This is a genomic window from Variovorax sp. 05L425, assembly GCF_056397705.1.
The window spans coordinates 15527-32081 of the sequence record NZ_JBFTNY010000037.1; the positions used below are offsets into that span (position 1 = coordinate 15527).

At 66.1% G+C, this 16555-nt stretch carries 18 protein-coding genes; 11 read left to right on the forward strand and 7 right to left on the reverse strand.

The features are described from left to right. Positions 1-6 precede the first annotated feature (6 nt). The 9 genes from nirD to AC1DN9_RS27860 all read left to right on the forward strand — a co-directional run bounded on the left by nirD (position 7) and on the right by AC1DN9_RS27860 (position 8093). The gene (gene nirD, locus AC1DN9_RS27820) at positions 7-387 is read left to right on the forward strand and encodes a nitrite reductase small subunit NirD (protein WP_478105329.1); all 381 of its coding nucleotides are present in this window, start codon (positions 7-9) and stop codon (positions 385-387) included. A gap of 9 nt (positions 388-396) precedes the next feature. Then, positions 397-3201, forward strand: coding sequence for a nitrate reductase (locus AC1DN9_RS27825; protein WP_478105331.1), 2805 nt, complete (start codon positions 397-399; stop codon positions 3199-3201). A 95-nt stretch (positions 3202-3296) separates the two neighbouring features. Next, the gene (gene ybiB / locus AC1DN9_RS27830) at positions 3297-4238 is read left to right on the forward strand and encodes a DNA-binding protein YbiB (RefSeq protein ID WP_478105333.1); all 942 of its coding nucleotides are present in this window, start codon (positions 3297-3299) and stop codon (positions 4236-4238) included. After that, positions 4235-5023 carry a uroporphyrinogen-III C-methyltransferase gene (gene cobA / locus AC1DN9_RS27835; RefSeq protein WP_478105335.1) on the forward strand — a complete coding sequence of 263 codons (789 nt, stop codon included), beginning with the start codon at positions 4235-4237 and terminating at the stop codon, positions 5021-5023. The genes ybiB and cobA overlap by 4 nt, the downstream gene beginning before the upstream one ends. Before the next feature lie 37 nt (positions 5024-5060). Continuing rightward, positions 5061-6299 carry a BaiN/RdsA family NAD(P)/FAD-dependent oxidoreductase gene (locus AC1DN9_RS27840; protein ID WP_478105337.1) on the forward strand — a complete coding sequence of 413 codons (1239 nt, stop codon included), beginning with the start codon at positions 5061-5063 and terminating at the stop codon, positions 6297-6299. A gap of 100 nt (positions 6300-6399) precedes the next feature. Then, complete coding sequence (rpsU, locus tag AC1DN9_RS27845) at positions 6400-6612, forward strand: 30S ribosomal protein S21 (RefSeq protein WP_007833691.1); 213 nt, start codon at positions 6400-6402, stop codon at positions 6610-6612. A gap of 107 nt (positions 6613-6719) precedes the next feature. Beyond that, positions 6720-7169, forward strand: a complete 450-nt coding sequence (locus AC1DN9_RS27850) for a GatB/YqeY domain-containing protein (RefSeq protein ID WP_478105339.1) — start codon at positions 6720-6722, stop codon at positions 7167-7169. 2 nt (positions 7170-7171) lie between these two features. Further along, on the forward strand, positions 7172-7627 hold the full coding sequence (locus AC1DN9_RS27855) for an NUDIX domain-containing protein (protein ID WP_478105341.1): 456 nt from the start codon (positions 7172-7174) through the stop codon (positions 7625-7627). Between the two features lies 1 nt (position 7628). Continuing rightward, positions 7629-8093, forward strand: a complete 465-nt coding sequence (locus AC1DN9_RS27860) for a DUF6314 family protein (protein WP_478105377.1) — start codon at positions 7629-7631, stop codon at positions 8091-8093. A 10-nt stretch (positions 8094-8103) separates the two neighbouring features. Here the strand turns inward: AC1DN9_RS27860 and AC1DN9_RS27865 are convergent, their stop codons facing one another. The 4 genes from AC1DN9_RS27865 to pmbA all read right to left on the reverse strand — a co-directional run bounded on the left by AC1DN9_RS27865 (position 8104) and on the right by pmbA (position 11445). Further along, positions 8104-8697, reverse strand: a complete 594-nt coding sequence (locus tag AC1DN9_RS27865) for a biotin transporter BioY (RefSeq protein WP_478105343.1) — start codon at positions 8695-8697, stop codon at positions 8104-8106. 39 nt (positions 8698-8736) lie between these two features. After that, a complete protein-coding gene (locus tag AC1DN9_RS27870; RefSeq protein ID WP_478105345.1) occupies positions 8737-9330 on the reverse strand; it encodes an energy-coupling factor transporter transmembrane component T family protein in 594 nt (197 codons plus the stop codon). After that, positions 9323-9982 carry an energy-coupling factor ABC transporter ATP-binding protein gene (locus AC1DN9_RS27875; RefSeq protein WP_478105379.1) on the reverse strand — a complete coding sequence of 220 codons (660 nt, stop codon included), beginning with the start codon at positions 9980-9982 and terminating at the stop codon, positions 9323-9325. The genes AC1DN9_RS27870 and AC1DN9_RS27875 overlap by 8 nt, the downstream gene beginning before the upstream one ends. A 92-nt stretch (positions 9983-10074) precedes the next feature. After that, entirely contained in the window at positions 10075-11445 is a 1371-nt protein-coding gene (gene pmbA / locus AC1DN9_RS27880; RefSeq protein ID WP_478105347.1) for a metalloprotease PmbA, read from the reverse strand. A 58-nt stretch (positions 11446-11503) separates the two neighbouring features. Here pmbA and yjgA point away from each other — a divergent pair, with 58 nt between their 5' ends. Beyond that, the gene (yjgA, locus tag AC1DN9_RS27885) at positions 11504-12160 is read left to right on the forward strand and encodes a ribosome biogenesis factor YjgA (RefSeq protein WP_478105349.1); all 657 of its coding nucleotides are present in this window, start codon (positions 11504-11506) and stop codon (positions 12158-12160) included. Then, positions 12157-12768, forward strand: a complete 612-nt coding sequence (gene mog / locus AC1DN9_RS27890) for a molybdopterin adenylyltransferase (RefSeq protein WP_478105351.1) — start codon at positions 12157-12159, stop codon at positions 12766-12768. Before yjgA ends, mog begins: the two co-directional genes overlap by 4 nt. Here the strand turns inward: mog and AC1DN9_RS27895 are convergent. The 3 genes from AC1DN9_RS27895 to AC1DN9_RS27905 are packed head-to-tail and all read right to left on the reverse strand — an operon-like array spanning position 12753 to position 16132. Further along, on the reverse strand, positions 12753-14189 hold the full coding sequence (locus tag AC1DN9_RS27895) for an aldehyde dehydrogenase family protein (RefSeq protein WP_478105353.1): 1437 nt from the start codon (positions 14187-14189) through the stop codon (positions 12753-12755). The two genes, mog and AC1DN9_RS27895, sit on opposite strands and share 16 nt — an antisense overlap. A gap of 23 nt (positions 14190-14212) precedes the next feature. Continuing rightward, positions 14213-15124, reverse strand: coding sequence for a 5-dehydro-4-deoxyglucarate dehydratase (gene kdgD, locus AC1DN9_RS27900; RefSeq protein ID WP_478105355.1), 912 nt, complete (start codon positions 15122-15124; stop codon positions 14213-14215). Positions 15125-15157: 33 nt separating this feature from the next. Continuing rightward, the gene (locus tag AC1DN9_RS27905; protein WP_478105357.1) at positions 15158-16132 is read right to left on the reverse strand and encodes a Bug family tripartite tricarboxylate transporter substrate binding protein; all 975 of its coding nucleotides are present in this window, start codon (positions 16130-16132) and stop codon (positions 15158-15160) included. Positions 16133-16555: the final 423 nt, after the last annotated feature.

The following is a 16555-nucleotide window of genomic DNA, read 5'->3' on the forward strand; positions in this document are numbered from 1 at the left end:
GAAATCATGAGTGAATGGAAAGTGATCTGCCGCGTCGACGACATCCCCGTGCTCGGCGCGCGTCGCGTCAGCCGTGCCGAGGGCCTCGATGTCGCGGTGTTCCGCAATTCCGAGAACCAGGTCTTCGCATTGCTCGACCGCTGTCCGCACAAGGGCGGTCCGCTGAGCCAGGGCATCGTGTTCGGCACCAGCGTGGCCTGTCCCCTGCACAACTGGGCCATCGGTCTCGACGACGGCTGCGCGAAGTCGCCGGACGAAGGCTGCACGCCGCGCTTCGCGGTGAAAGTTGCCGACGGCGTGGTGCACCTCGATGCGGGCGAACTCGAATCGCACGCCACCGATCTCTCTCGTCCCGCGGCCGGTCCCAGGCGAACCGTCGAGGCCTGAGGAGCCACCATGAACGAAACACGCTCGACCTGCCCCTACTGTGGCGTGGGCTGCGGCGTGATCATCGAATCCGATGGCGCGCAGATCACCGGCGTGCGCGGCGACCCCGCGCATCCCGCAAACTTCGGCCGCCTGTGCACCAAGGGCTCGACACTGCACTTGACGGCCAGTGCCGCGGTCACCATGCAGACGCGTCTGCTGCGGCCGTTGCAGCGCGCCACGCGCGGCGGTGCGCCCGAACCCATCAGCTGGGATGGCGCGCTCGATGTGGCGGTGGAGAAGTTTGCGCAGGTGATCGGCGAAAGCGGCCCCGATGCGGTGGGCTTCTACGTGTCGGGACAGTTGCTGACGGAGGACTACTACGTCTTCAACAAGCTCGCCAAGGGCCTCATCGGCACCAACAACATCGACACCAACTCGCGCTTGTGCATGAGCAGCGCGGTCGCCGGCTACAAGAAGACGCTCGGCGCCGATGCACCGCCCGCGTGCTATGACGACCTGAAGCACGCCGAGTGCCTGTTCATCGTCGGCAGCAACACGGCCTGGGCGCATCCGATCTTGTTCCGGCGCATCGAAGACGCGAAGACGGCCAACCCGGCGATGAAGATCGTCGTGGCCGATCCCCGCCGCACCGACACGGTGGAGATAGCCGACCTGTTCCTGCCGATCCAGCCGGGCACCGACGTGATGCTCTTCAACGGCATGCTGCACCTGATGCTCTGGGAAGGCTGGACCGATGCGCGGTACATCGCCGATCACACCAGCGGCTTCGATGCGCTCAAGGCCACGGTACGCGACTGCACGCCCGATCGCGTGGCGCAAGTCTGCGGCATCTCCAAGGACGATCTGTTGCAGGCAGCCCGTCTTTTTGCGACCTCCGCCGCGACGCTGAGCCTCTATTGCCAGGGCCTGAACCAGTCCTCGTCCGGCACCGCGAAGAACGCTGCGCTGATCAACCTGCACCTGGCGACCGCGCAGATCGGCAAACCCGGCGCCGGGCCCTTCTCGCTCACCGGCCAGCCCAACGCCATGGGCGGGCGCGAAGTCGGCGGCTTGGCCAATCTGCTTTCCGCTCATCGCGACCTCGCCAATCCGCAGCATCGCGCCGAGGTGGCTGCGCTGTGGGGCGTCGACGACGTGCCGGATCGGCCGGGCAAGACCGCGGTCGAGATGTTCCAGGCCGCCGCCGACGGCGAAATCCGCGCGCTCTGGATCGCCTGCACCAACCCGGCGCAATCGATGCCCGACCAGGCGACCGTGCGCCGCGCGCTCGAGCGCTGCGAGTTCGTCGTGGTGCAGGAAGCGTTCGCGACGACTGCCACCTGCGACTTTGCCGACTTGCTGCTGCCGGCCACCACCTGGGGCGAGAAGGAAGGCACCGTCACCAACAGCGAGCGGCGCATATCCCGGGTGCGGCCGGCCGTGGCGGCGCCGGGCGAAGCACGCGACGACTGGCGCATCGGCGTGGCGTTCGCGCGCCGCCTCGAGGAACGCCTGGGGCGCACAGGCAGCACACTCTTTCCCTACGCCGACGCCGAATCGGTCTGGAACGAACACCGCGAGACCACCCGCGGCCGTGACCTCGACATCACCGGCATGAGCTACGCGATGCTCGAAGCCACGCCGCAGCAATGGCCTCTGCGCGAAGGCGAGACCGAGGGCAGCGCACGGCTCTATGAGGACGGCATCTTTCCGACGCCCGATGGCCGCGCCCGCTTCGTCGACACGCCCTACAAGCCGGTGACCGAGGCCCGCGAGGCGCGCTACCCCTTCTCGCTCAACACCGGCCGTCTGCGCGACCAGTGGCACGGGATGAGCCGCACCGGCACGCTGGGCAGGCTCTTCGGCCACGTTGCGGAGCCGACCGTGCAGATGCATCCACAGGACATGGCCCGCCGCCAACTGGCCGAGGGCGATCTCGTGCACGTGACATCGCGCCGGGGCTCGATCGTGGTGCCCGTCGCGACCAGCGCCGAGGTGGGCCTGAGCCAGGCATTCATTGCAATGCACTGGGGCGGCGAATACCTGAGCGGCTCGTCCAGCAGCGGCACACGGCTTGCGGGCGTGAACGCGCTGACGACGGCGAGCTTCTGCCCCGACTCGAAGCAGCCGGAGCTCAAGCACGCGGCGGTCAAGATCCTCAAGGCCGAGTTGCCCTGGACACTGCTTGCCGCCGCATGGCTGCCGCAGGACGCGGCGCTGGTCGTCGCCGCCGAACTTCGCGGCCTGATGTCGTCTTTTCCGTTCGCGAGTTGCGTGCCCTTCGGCACCGGTGCCGCGCTCGACGGCGCGGGGCCCGACCGCACGGGCGTGCTGTTCCGCGCCGCGGCGTACGAGGCGCCGCCTGACGCTGTCCTTTCGCGCATGGAAGCGCTGCTCGCGCTCACCAGCGCCGACACCCTGCGCTATGCCGATGCAAAGCGCGGACAGCGCCGCGCGGTACGCCTGGCGCGCAACGGCGCGGACGCCTACCTCGAAGGATTCCTGCTCGGTGGCGACACCCGGGCGGAGGTCTGGATCAAGGCATTGCTGCAGGACCGGCTGCCGGCTCAAGCCTACGGCCGGCAACTGCTGCGGCCCGGCTCGGCACCGCCCGGCGGTGTGGCGGCTCGCGGCAAAGTCATCTGCAGTTGCTTCGGCATCACGCAAACCGCCATCGGAGAGCATCTTGCATCCTCCGCCGGCTCGGAGGTCGAGCGACTCGCCGGCCTGCGGGGCGCACTGAAATGCGGCACCAACTGCGGGTCTTGCATTCCCGAACTCAAACGCATGGTGCGCGCGGCCTCCGGGTCGGTGCTGGCGGCGGCGTCATGAGCCTCCACGCGGCGACAGCGATAAACCCACCTGCGCAACGGGGCATAAGCGCACCCCCATTGCGGCATAAGTCATGCGGGACAATCCGGCCACCTATGGGAATCAGCCAATACATCAAGGAAATCGGTCGCGGCGCGCGCGGTGCGAAGCCGCTCGACCGTGAGCAAGCCCGCGACCTCTTCGGCCAGGTGCTCGACGGCACGGTGACCGATCTGGAGGTGGGCGCCTTCTGCCTCGCGATGCGCATCAAGGGCGAGACGCCGGAAGAAATGGCGGGCTTCCTCGACGCGACGCATGCCCGCCTCGATCGCTTTCCGGCGACCGACCGGCCGCTGGTGGTGCTGCCCAGCTACAACGGCGCGCGTCGGCTACCGGTGCTCACGCCGCTGCTCGCCTTGCTGTTGGCGCGCGAAGGCCTGCCAGTCGTGGTGCATGGCGCGGCCACGGAATCGACGCGCGTCCTGGCTTCCAACGTGCTCGCAGCGCTGGATGTGCCCGCGCTGCGGGCCATCCGGCCCATCGGCAATGGCGAGGTCGTCTTCGCGCCCACAGAACTGCTGTCGCCCGGCCTCAAGCGACTCCTCGACGTGCGCCGTGTCGTCGGCCTGCGCAATCCCGGCCACAGCGTGGTCAAGCTGATGCAACCGAGCGTGGGCGAGTGCGTGGTGGTCGGCAGCTACACGCACCCTGAATACTCGCAATCCATGGCTGCGGCCTTCGAACTGATGGGCATGACCGCCCTGCTCTCACGCGGCCTGGAGGGCGAGAGCGCAGCCGACCCGCGCCGCACCGCGCAGGTCGACGGATTCGTGCACGGCCGGCACATCGCGTTGCAGGCGCAGCAGCCCGGCACGCAAACCGAGGTGCCTGGCCTGCCCACCGAAATCGACATCGCAACCACGACGGCCTACACGCGCCGCGTACTGGTCGGCGAAGCGCCGGTGCCGGACGCCATCGCGCAACAGGTGGCGCAGATCGTGCAATTGGCACAGCTGGCACAGGCGGCGCAAAAGACGCCAGAGACGGAGACCCCATGAGCACCCCTTCCCATCACGGCAGTTGCACCCTGGTCGGCGCAGGCCCCGGTGATCCTGAACTGCTCACCATCAAGGCGGTCAAGGCCATCCAGGCAGCGACAGTGCTGCTGGTCGACGACCTTGTCAACGAAGAGATCCTGGCCTATGCGCGACCTGGCGCACGCATCGTGCATGTCGGCAAGCGCGGCGGTTGCCGGAGCACGCCGCAAGCGTTCATCGAGCGGCTCATGATCACTGCCGTTCACGAAGGCGAGACCGTCGTACGCCTCAAGGGTGGCGACCCCTTCATCTTCGGACGCGGCGGCGAAGAGGTCGAGCACCTGCGAGAAGCCGGCATCGAGGCGCGCGTCGTCAACGGCATCACGGCCGGACTGGCCGCTGTCACCGCGCTCGGCGTGCCGCTCACGCACCGCGACCACGCACAGGGCGTGGTGTTCGTCACCGGCCACGCGAAGACGGGGCATTCAGCCGGTGAGCACCCGACCGACTGGCGCCAGCTCGCCACCACGGCGCGCGATGCGCGCCTCACGCTCGTGATCTACATGGGCGTCACGGGCGTTGCGCACATCCAGAACGAGTTGCTTCACGGCCTCCCCGCCGAAACGCCGGTGGCGGTGATCCAGCACGCGAGCCTGCCGCAGCAAAGGCACATCACGACCACGCTGGCCTGCCTGCGCTCGGACCTCGCCAACGCCGGCCTCGCGAGCCCGTCCGTGATCGTCGTGGGCGATGTGTTGCAGGGCCTGGCTGCGGTCGGGACTTCGGTGACCCGCTTCGGCACTTGATGGCGATCGAATCCATTCAGATCGCAGGCGGCGGGCGTTGAGTTCGTTCGACGCCATCGTCATCGGTGCGGGCGCGGCCGGCCTGTTCTGCGCCGCCCTGGCGGGCCAGCGCGGCCTGAAGGTGCTGCTCCTCGACCACAACGAGCGCATCGCCGAGAAGATTCGGATTTCAGGCGGCGGACGCGCCAACTTCACCAATCGCGATCTGGACGTGCGTGCGCCACAGCGGCACTTCATCGGCGACAACCCCAACTTCTGCCGCTCCGCCCTTTCCCGCTATGGGCCGCAGCAGTTCATCGATCTCGTCCAGGGGCACGGCATTGCCTTTCACGAAAAGCACAAGGGTCAGCTCTTCTGTGACGGCCCGTCGCAGCAGATCATCGACATGCTGCTGGCCGAGTGCAGCGCCGGAGGCGTCGCGCATTGGCAACCGTGCGGCGCCGGCGCCATCGCTCACACCGACGATAGCGGCTACCAGATCGAGACCCGTCGCGGCGCGGTGCGCGCGCCACGACTCGTGATCGCTACCGGCGGGCTTTCCATCCCCCAGATCGGCGCCAGCGACTTCGGATACCGGATCGCTACGCAGTTCGGCCTGCGCGTGGTCACGCCACGGCCCGCGCTGGTTCCGCTCACTTTCGGTGGCGAGGGTTGGGAGCCCTATGCCGGACTGGCCGGCCTGGCCTTGCCCGTGCGGATCGAAACCGGCAGCAAGAAGGAACGCATGAGCTTCGTCGAAGACCTGCTCTTCACGCATCGCGGACTGTCCGGTCCGGCCGTGCTGCAGATTTCGACCTACTGGCGCGCCGGCGCACCACTCACGATCGATTTCGCGCCGGGCATCGATGTCGCCGGCGCCCTTACTGAAGCCAAGCAACGGTCGCGCAAGCGAATCGGCAATGAACTTTCCACGCTGGTGCCCTCGCGCCTTGCGGACGCGTGGGTCGACCAGGACCCGGCCCTGCAACGCCCCATCAATGAAGCCGCCGATCGCGCACTGGCGGCGCTGGCCGACCGGATCGCCCGCTGGCAAATCACACCAAGCGGAACGGAAGGTTACAAAAAGGCCGAAGTCACGGCGGGTGGTGTCGACACGCGCGATCTCTCGTCGCAAACCATGGAATCGAAGCAGCCTGGGTTGTATTTCATCGGCGAAGTGGTCGATGTCACCGGCTGGCTGGGCGGATACAACTTTCAGTGGGCCTGGGCCAGTGCGCATGCCTGCGCGCAGGCACTGGCGCTGGATCACAAAGCTGACGCTATAATGCTCGGCTAACTTTGGCCTCCCCTCAACGGCCTACTCCATTTTCAGTTGAGGAACCCCGGCCAGGGGCCCGATCTTCCCCAGGCCAAATTCAACAGACCCAATTTTTTAAATGACCACCATCCGCGTAAAAGAAAACGAGCCGTTCGACGTCGCGCTGCGCCGCTTCAAGCGCACCATCGAAAAGCTCGGCCTGCTGACCGACCTGCGTGCCCGCGAGTTCTACGAAAAGCCGACCGCCGAGCGCAAGCGCAAGAAGGCAGCCGCCGTCAAGCGCCACTACAAGCGCGTGCGCAGCATGCAGCTCCCCAAGAAGCTGTACTGATCACCCGCAGCGCTGGCCCATGCCAGCGTCCGGTTCAGCCGCTTCCGAGCCGCGCCAGGAATACCTGCCGCGGCTTTTTGTTTTTTGACCGCCAACGAAAGCCAGCCATGAGTCTCAAGGACCAGATCACCGAAGACATGAAGACCGCGATGCGCGCCAAGGACTCAGAGCGCCTGGGCACCATCCGCCTGCTGCTTGCAGCCATGAAGCAGAAGGAAGTCGACGAGCGCGTGGAGCTCGACGATGCCGCCGTGGTCGCGATCGTCGACAAGCTGGTGAAGCAGCGCAAGGACTCGGTCGCCGCGTTCACGCAGGGCGGCCGCACCGATCTCGCCGACAAGGAAGCCGCCGAGATCAAGGTGCTGGAGGTCTACCTGCCACTGCGCATGAGCGCCGACGAAGTGGCCGTTGAAGTGAAAGCCATCGTTGCCGAACTCGGCGCCAAGGGCCCGGGCGACATGGGCAAGGTCATGGGCGTGGTCAAGACGCGCCTTGCAGGCAAGGCCGACATGGGCCAGGTCAGCGCTGCCGTGAAGGCCGCGCTCTCGGGCGCCTGAGCGTGACAGTGCGTCCCGTCCTCAAGGCCTGCGCCTGCCTGGTGGACGATCGGGGCCGGCTCCTGGTCTTCCACCATCCCGAGGACCGGGGCATGCAGTTGCCCAAGGGCACCATCGAGCCCGGCGAAGCGCCGGAAGACGCCGTGCGCCGCGAATTGCTGGAAGAGTCCGGCATTAACTACACCGGCGATTTACTTTCGCTCGGGACCATCGACCGCTTTTGCGAAGCCGGCATCGAAGGCAACAGGCACCGGCATCCCCAGCTGTGGCACCTATTCCTGCTGCGCTCGCAAGGGGTGTTGCCTGAGACCTTCGACCACGTTGCCTCGGGGAGCCCGGAAGAAGACGGGCTCATCTTCAGCTTCAGCTGGTTGTCGCACGACGCGCCGCTCGATTCGTTCGCAGAGCCCTACGTCCGGACGATCACCAAAGTCCGGCAGCGCCTCGCCCTTGCGTAGTGTGACCAAGGACCTGCGGACCCGTTGGGGCGGTGTGGACGCCCTCTTCGATGGGCTGGAAGGTGCCTGGGATCTGAGGCGAACCATCGAAAGCCAGGCAACGATGACGGGCATCGCCGAGTTCAGGCGTCACGACCCCAACACGCTGGGATACCGCGAAGAAGGCCGCGTCCAGCTTTCGGACGGCAAGGGGTTCGACGCGCACCGCGAATATCGCTTCGAGCGCGCCCCACACGGCTTCCTGGTGTTCTTCGCCGAAGAGCCGCCCAGGCTCTTCCACCGTATCGAGCTCATCCGCGATCGCGATGCGCTCGCCGGCTCGGCCACGCACCTGTGCGCGCCCGACGTCTACGACAGCGACTACCGCTTTCTGGCCGACGGGACCTTCGTCATCTGCCACACGGTACGCGGCCCGCGCAAGGACTACGTTTCAACCACCGTATTCAAACGGCGCGCAGTCCGCTAGCGCATTCGCGTCAATCACGCCCGAGCCTCCAACTCGGCATGCCGCGCATCACGGTCTGCACGACCATGGCGCAGATGCCGCACTTGACCAGGTCGCCAGGAATGAAGATCAGCATGGCCAACGCCGCCTGCGACAGCGACATGTGCGCGACCCATGAAAGTCCCACGATACCGAAGGCATAGACCACAGCGATCCCACCGATCACCGAAGAAAAGAAGGTGACTGCAAGCACGCCGGTACCCGTGGTGCTGCGCAGGCGAGGCACCAGCAGTCGCATCAGCAGGCCGCAAATGAAAGCGCCAAACATCCAGCCGAACAGGAAGCCCGACGTCGCGCCGACGAACACTGAGAAGCCGCCACGCCCGCCCGGCAACAGAGGCAGGCCCAGCGCCACCGCGAGCAGGAACAGCGCGATCGCGAGAAACCCCCGGCGCGGCCCGAGCAGGCAGCCCGCCAGCATCACACCGAGCGACTGCAGCGTGATGGGCACGCCAAACGGCAGGTCAATTTTCGGAATCAGGCCAAGCACCGCCATCAGCGCTGCGAACAGCGCGACGTAGGCGAGGGAGCGAGAAGATGAGGTGGCAGGAGTTGTTGCGGTCATAAAGTTTGATGGAAGTGGATTTCGAGAGAGTTCGATGGCTCACCTGCCGAGTCGCGCCGCCAAGGCATCGGCCACGCGATCTGCGGTCTGGAGGGTGCGGATGGTCAGCGGCGCCAGCAGTCGCAGACCGCCGCCGCGGCCGGTGCGGGCGCGGTGGGCATCGTCGAGCCGCTGCCATTGAACGTAGAAGTTCTCGGCGAAGCGCAGCATCAGGCCCAAGCCGAGCGCGACACGCTCGGTCGGTACGCCGAAACGCTTCAAAGGGCGCATGACGGCCTCCATCACCGCCAGCAAGTCCTCGAAGCGCGTAGTCAGCGTGAGCATCAGCGCGAGCGTGGCCGCGCTCGCGAGCCGCAAGGCGCTCACTACACCTTGCACGGTTGTGCCAAGCGCCCAGTGAAAGATGACGATCAGCACCCCGGCAATGGCCACGCCGCCCAGCATGCGCACCCGGCGCCACGCGGGGGTCCCGAGCGAGGCGAAGACCAACAGCACCACCGCGCAGGCGGCGAACAGGTACACAGGCCGCTCGACCAGCACCAGCATCGTGCCGCAGACCGACAGCACCGCGAGCTTGACCCATGCCGGGACCGCATGCATCCAGGTGCTCTGCGCCGAATAGAGGCTACGCATGGCTGCCCCGATCCGCCTCGGCGCGCTCGCGCACGTAGGCCGCGTACGCTTCGCAGACCTCGCGCCCCGGACCGTCGGCGCGCACACGACCCTCATCCAGCCACAGCACACGCTCGAAACCATGCACGTGCTCGAGCAGATGGGTCGATACGATGATCTGCTGCGGAGACGCTTCGAGCTGCGCGGCGAGCCGCGCCTGACTCGGCAGATCGAGGCTCGAGAAGGGTTCGTCGAGGAGCAGCGTGGCCGGTTCACTGATCTGCAGAGCCAGCAGACACACCTGCTGCCGCTGGCCCTGGCTCAGTTCGCCGACGGCGCGCCCGGCCCAGGCCGACAACCCACGCCCGGCAAGGAAGTCGAGCACCCGCTGCCGCGCCGCCTGGCGCGTTTCTCCAAGCGCCGTGAGGCTGAAGGTCAGTTCCTCGGCCACGGTCGGAAAGATGATCTGGTCGTCGGGGTTCTGGAACATCAGCCCGACGTGCCCCGGCGATTCGCGGCCGGGGACGACAACGCGGCCCTGCTTTGGCTGGTCGAGCCCGCTGATCAGGCGAAAGAGGCTACTCTTCCCGGCGCCGTTGTCGCCGATCAAGCCAATTCTTGATTCCTGGAGGTTCAGCGTCAGACCTTCGAAGACCCGCTGATGGCCACGCATCAGCGTGACGCCCTCGATGCGGATACCGCCATTCGCGCCGCCTTCGGACAGGGTCGCCCGTCCCGCTGGGCAGGCATCACCAAGCGCCAAGCTCAGCTCCCCGCCACCTTCATCCGGTTGATGAGCAGCGAACCGGTCGTCTTGGCGCCGTAGTTGTAGGCGTCGGCACCGACGGCCTCGATGCCCATCAACATTTCCTTGAGGTTGCCGGCGATGGTGATTTCCTGCACCGGGAAGGCGATCTTGCCCTTTTCGACCCAGAACCCGCTCGCGCCGCGCGAGTAGTCGCCGGTCACGTAGTTCACGCCCTGCCCCATCAGTTCGATCACGAACAGCCCCGTGCCGAGTCTGGCGAGCATCGATTCGAGATCGTCCTCCTTCTGCGTGAGTCGGGACGTCAGCGTGAGGTTGTGCGACCCGCCGGCATTTCCGGTGGTCTTCATGCCCAGCTTGCGGGCCGAATAGGTGCTCAGGAAATACCCCTCCAACCGCCCGGCATCGACCAGCTTGCGCTGGCGCGTGATCACGCCTTCATCGTCGAAGGGCGAACTGCCCTTGCCGCGCAGGACGTGGGGATCCTCGACAACATCGATGTGCGAGGGCAGCACGGGCTTGCCCAGCGAATCGAGCAGGAAGGTGCTCTTGCGGTACAACGCACCGCCGCTGGTCGCCTGCACCAGCCCACCGAGCAGACCGGCTGCCAGCGGGGACTCGAACAGCACCGGGCACTGGGTCGTTTTGATCTTGCGCGACTTCAGGCGGCTCAGTGCGCGTTCGGCGGCATAGCGCCCGACGGCCTGCGGGCTCGCGAGTTCGTCGGCGGAACGCATGGAGCTGTACCAGGCGTCACGCTGCATGTCGTCGCCCTTGCCGGCGATCGGTGCTACCGAAATCGAATGGCGCGAACTGGCGTAGCCGCCGCGAAATCCCCTCGTGTGGGCGCTGAAGAAATGGCTCTGCTGCGCCGAGACGCCCGCCCCTTCGCTGTTGGTGATGCGCTTGTCCGTCGTCAGGGCGGCGGCTTCGCACTCCAGCGCAAGCGTGGCAGCCCGCTCGCTGGTGATGTCCCAGGGATGGAACAGATCGAGGTCGGGGTGTTCCTTGGCGATGTCGGCCTCGTCAGGCAGCCCGCTGACGGGGTCTTCGGCCGTGAAGCGGGCGATGTCGTAGGCCGCCTGGACGGTCTGCGCCACGGCCGTGTCGGAGAAATCGGAAGTGCTGGCGTTTCCGCGCCGGTGTCCGACATAGACGGTGACGCCCAGCGACTTGTCGCGGTTGCGCTCGACGTTTTCGAGTTCCCCCTTGCGCACCGAGACGCTCAGGCCGCAGCCCTCGGAGGCCTCGGCGCCGGCATCCGTCGCCCCGAGCTTCCTGGCATGCGCCAAGGCCGAGTCGACCAGGTTTTCGAAGAAGGAGCGGCTATAGGCGAAGCCGGAATCGGCGCGCGAAGATGGTGTGGTCATGTGTTGGCTATGATACTTGCGCCCTCCGTTCTCCATGGTGCGGCCAACGATTGCATCTATGTCCCGCAAACCCAAAAAAGGCTACTTCGTCCGCGGCCAGTTCGTCGCCGAAGGCAGCGAACTCGACCTCGAGCTCAAGCGCGAGCTCAAAGGCACCGACGCGGCGAGCAAGACCGATCTCAAACGCGAAAGCGCCGAACTCCAGGCACTGGGTGAAGACCTGCTGACGCTGCGCGCCGGTCTCTTCGACAAGCTTGATTTGAGCGACAAGCTCAAGGACGCGGTCGAAGATGCCAAGCGAATCACCAATTTCGAGGGCAAGCGTCGCCAGATGCAGTTCATCGGCAAGCTGATGCGCGGCCTGGATGCCTCGGCGATCGACGCGATTCGCGCCGCGCTGGACGAACAAAACCGCGCCCCCGCCGCAGAAACCGCCGCCCTGCACGAAGCCGAGCGCTGGCGCGACCGCCTGATCGCCGACGACGACGCCCTGGGCGGCTGGATCGAAACCCATCCCGGCACCGACGCCCAGCAGCTTCGTGCCCTCGTGCGCCAGGCGCGCAAGGACATCAAGGCCGGCCCGCCCGGCGAAGCGCCTCGCCAAGCCAAGGCCTACCGGGATGTCTTCCAGATCGTTCGCGAGCAGTTGCGCGTGCACGGCACCGCCGACCACGCCGCCGAGGCTGCCGAACAGGTGCGCGAGGAAGATTCGTGACCACTTCCCCCGTTTTCGACCCGGTCCGCATCGGCATCGTCTCGATCAGCGACCGCGCATCGAGCGGCGTCTACGAAGACAAAGGCCTGCCCGCGTTGAAGGAATGGCTGCAGGGCGCGCTGCGCAACCCCATCACCTTCGAGTCGCGCCTGATTCCCGACGAAAAAGCCGGCGTCAGCGCGGCGCTGATCGAATTGGTCGACGCAGGATGTTCGCTGGTCCTCACGACCGGCGGAACGGGGCCGGCCCTGCGCGACGTGACGCCGGAAGCCACGCTCGCCGTGGCCCACAAGGAAATGCCGGGCTTCGGCGAACAGATGCGTCAGATCAGCCTGCGCTTCGTGCCGACGGCCATTCTTTCCCGGCAGGTCGCGGTGATCCGCGACCGGAGCCTGATCATCAACCTGCCGGGCCAGCCCAAATCGATCGCCGAGACGCTCGAAGGGCTGAAGAATGCCGACGGATCGCAGGCAGTGCCGGGCATCTTCGCGGCAGTGCCCTATTGCGTCGACCTGATCGGCGGCCCCTATCTGGAAACGAACGACGCAGTCTGCAAGGCGTTCCGCCCCAAGACCGCAATCCGTCCGCCCCGTCAGGCCAACGTATAGGCAGTCTTCACCGTGGTGAAGAACTCCTGCGCGTAGCGGCCCTGCTCGCGCGGGCCGTAGCTCGATCCCTTGCGACCGCCGAACGGCACGTGGTAGTCCACCCCCGCGGTCGGCAGGTTCACCATCACCATCCCCGCCTGGCTGTGGCGCTTGAAGTGCGTCGCGTACTTCAGGCTCGTGGTCGCGATGCCCGCCGACAGGCCGAACTCGGTGTCGTTGGCCGTCGCCAGCGCTTCCTCGTAGTTCTTCACCCGGATGACGCTCGCCACCGGCCCGAAGATCTCTTCCTTGTTGATGCGCATCGACGCCACAGATTCGCTGAACAGCGCCGGCGACATGTAGAAGCCTTCGGTGTCGAGCTTGAGCCGATCACCGCCCGCGGCGAGCGTAGCGCCTTCGGACTGGCCGATATCGATGTAGTCCAGGTCCTGGCGCAGCTGGCTCTCGCTGGAGACCGGGCCGATGTCGGTGCCCTGCGCCAGCGCATCGCCGACCTTGATCTTCGCCATGCGGGCCTTCATCGCCTCGATGAACTTGGGATAGATGCCCTCGGTGACGATCAGCCGGCTGGACGCCGTGCAACGTTGGCCAGTGGAATAGAACGCGCTCTGCACACTGAGCTCGACCGCCTGGTTCAGGTCGGCGTCGTCCAGCACGACCTGCGGGTTCTTTCCGCCCATCTCCAACTGCACCTTCTTGTGCTTTGTCGCGCACTGCACGGCAATGTGACGGCCGACGCCGACCGAACCGGTAAAGCTGATGGCATGGATGCCCGGGTGGTTGACCAGCGCATCGCCGATCACGCTGCCGCGACCCATCACCAGATTGAACACCCCCGCCGGGATCCCCGAGCGGCTGATGATCTCCGCCAGCGCCCAGGCGCAGCCGGGCACCAGATCGGCGGGCTTGAGCACCACGCAGTTGCCAAAGGCCAGCGCCGGGGCGATCTTCCATGCGGGAATCGCGATGGGGAAGTTCCAAGGCGTGATGAGCCCGACAACGCCCACCGGTTCGCGCGTGATCTCGACACCGATGCCGGGGCGCACCGAGGGAATCACTTCGCCCGACAGGCGGAGGCATTCGCCGGCGAAGAACTTGAAGATCTGGCCGGCACGGGTGGCTTCGCCGATGCCTTCGGCCTTGGTCTTGCCTTCTTCGCGGGCGAGCAGGGTGCCGAGTTCTTCCTTGCGCGCAAGGATCTCGTTGCCGATCTTGTCGAGCGCTTCGGAGCGCGCCTGGATGCCGCCGGTGGACCAGGCGGGGAAAGCTGCAGTGGCAGCCGCGACCGCAGCGTCCACGTGGGTCGCGTCGCCCTGCGTGTACTGGCCCAGCACGTCGGCCAGGTTGCTCGGGTTGGTGTTCGCGCTATAGCTGGCGCCGGCCAGCCATTCGCCGTTGATGAGGTTGTCGAAATTCTGCATGGCAGGCACCTTGATGGTTATGTTTACTGCGGGCCGAGCTTTGCGATCAACGCGGCGAGCGCTTCGTATTCGTCGGACTTCAGATCGGTCAGCGGCGTGCGCACCGGGCCGGCGTCATGTCCGACGATCTTCGCGCCGGCCTTCACGATGCTCACGGCGTAGCCCTGGCCCTTGTTGCGAATCTCGAGGTAGGGCATGAAAAAGTCCTTGAGCAAGCGATGTTGCGTCGCCATGTCGTCCTTTGCAACCGCCTCGTAGAACGCCATCGCGGTCTTCGGAATGAAATTGAAGACGGCCGAGGAATACACCGGCGTGCCCAGTGCCTTGTAGGCCGCGGCGTAGACCTCCGCGGTCGGTAGACCACCCAGATACGCAAAGCGGTCGCCCATGCGCAGATGGATCGAACTCATGAGTTCGATGTTGCCGATGCCGTCCTTGAAGCCGACCAGGTTCGGGCAACGTTCGGCCAGCTTTTCGAGCGTGTCGGGAAAGAGCTTGCTGGCGCCGCGGTTGTAGACGATCACGCCGAACTTCACGCTCTTGCACACGGCTTCGACGTGTGCGGCCAGGCCTTCCTGGCCCGCCTCGGTGAGGTAGTGCGGCAGCAGCAGCACGCCGTGCGCACCGGCCTTCTCGGCCGCCTGCGCGCACTGGATGGCGAAGCGGGTCGGACCGCCCGCGCCCGCGATGATCGGCACCTTGCCGCGGCAGGTCTCGACGGCCGCCTTGATGATTTCGGGGAACTCGTCGCCCGTCAGCGAGAAGAACTCGCCCGTGCCGCCCGCGGCGAAGAGCGCGCTGGCACCGTAGGGCGCCAGCCATTCGAGGCGCTCGATGTAGCCCTTCTTGTCGAAATCGCCGTTCGCGTCGAAGTCGGTCAGCGGAAACGACAGCAGGCCGGAGCCCATGATGGATTTGAGTTCTTGGGGGTTCATGTGAGTGAGGTGGGAGGAAAAAAGAAGGCCCGATCAGTCGAGCTTGATCTGGGCTGCAGAAACGACCTTGGCCCAGCGCGAGCGCTCTTTTTCGAAGAACTGCTCCTGCTCGGCAGGGGTCATGGTCACGACTTCCGCGCCTTGTGCGGCCAGGCGTGAGCGGATGTCGGCGGAACGGATGATCGTGATCAGTTCCTTGTTGAGACGCTGTACCAGCGCATCCGGCGTGCCGCGCGGGGCGAGCACGCCCTGCCAGGTGCCGGATTCGAAGCCGGGCACGCCCTGCTCGGCGATGGTCGGTACTTCGCCGATCAGCGGCATGCGCGTCGCCTTGGAGACGCCCAGCACCTTGAGCTTGCCGCTCTGCACCTGAGGCAGCGTCGCGAGCATGCCGTTCATCAGCACCTGGGTCTGGCCGCCGACCGTGTCCTGCACGGCCTGTACGCCGCCCTTGTAGGGCACGTACTGCCAGCGCGCGCCGCTTGCGCGTTCGAGCGCTACGCCGGCGAGGTGCGGCGCACTGCCGGTGGCGGTCACGGCGAAATTCAGTTCCGTCTTCTTCGACAACGCGACCAGTTCCTTGAGGTTGTTGGCCGGCACCGAGGGATGCACCACGAGCAGGTGCGGCGAATAGGCGAGCATGGTCACGCCGCGCAGGTCCTTCGACGGGTCGAAGGACAGCTTCGTGTAGACCGAGGGACTGATCGCCAGCGCCCCCACATCGCACAGCAGCAGCGTGTAGCCGTCGCCGGGCGCTTTCGCGACCAGGTCGGCGCCCAGGTTGCCGTTGGCGCCTGCCCTGTTCTCGACGATGACCGACTGCTTCAGCGCCACGGACAGGGGCTGGCTGACGGAGCGGGCAATGATGTCCGACGACCCCCCCGGCGGGTAGGGAACGACGATGCGGATGGGCTTTGAGGGCCAGGTATCAGCGGCCTGCGCGCCGCCGGCGGCCATCAGGCCGCCGCCGAGGGCGCCGATCATGAGATCACGTCGATTCAGGGCCATGTCTTATGTCTCCGGTGGGAATGGATGCGAGCGACGCGATGGCGAAGCCGTCATTCCGGTCGTCATCGGTTATCGTATAACTTGTTGAAGGCCGTGTCCAGCCCTCCGAATCGTCGGACAAGTCACAAGGGACGCCAAATACTCCCTTCTTCCCCCGAAACACACCCGGGTTTGCCCTCAGGCCGCTCGTCGTCGATCCCGTTGACAGCCTTCTGACTTGTGCAAATAATCGGCTCCACTTGTAGGACAACCGATAACTAATAACTACAGACGGAGACATCAATGGGCCGATTCCTTCTCGCCAGCCGGCACGCGCCGCTCAGATCGCCACCTCTCGGCCCCCGCCGCCGATAGCCGGCCGCCTCCGTTTCCCCGTCAGCTTCCTTCTTCCGCTCAAGCGAACGGCTTGCGGCTGCACTTCCC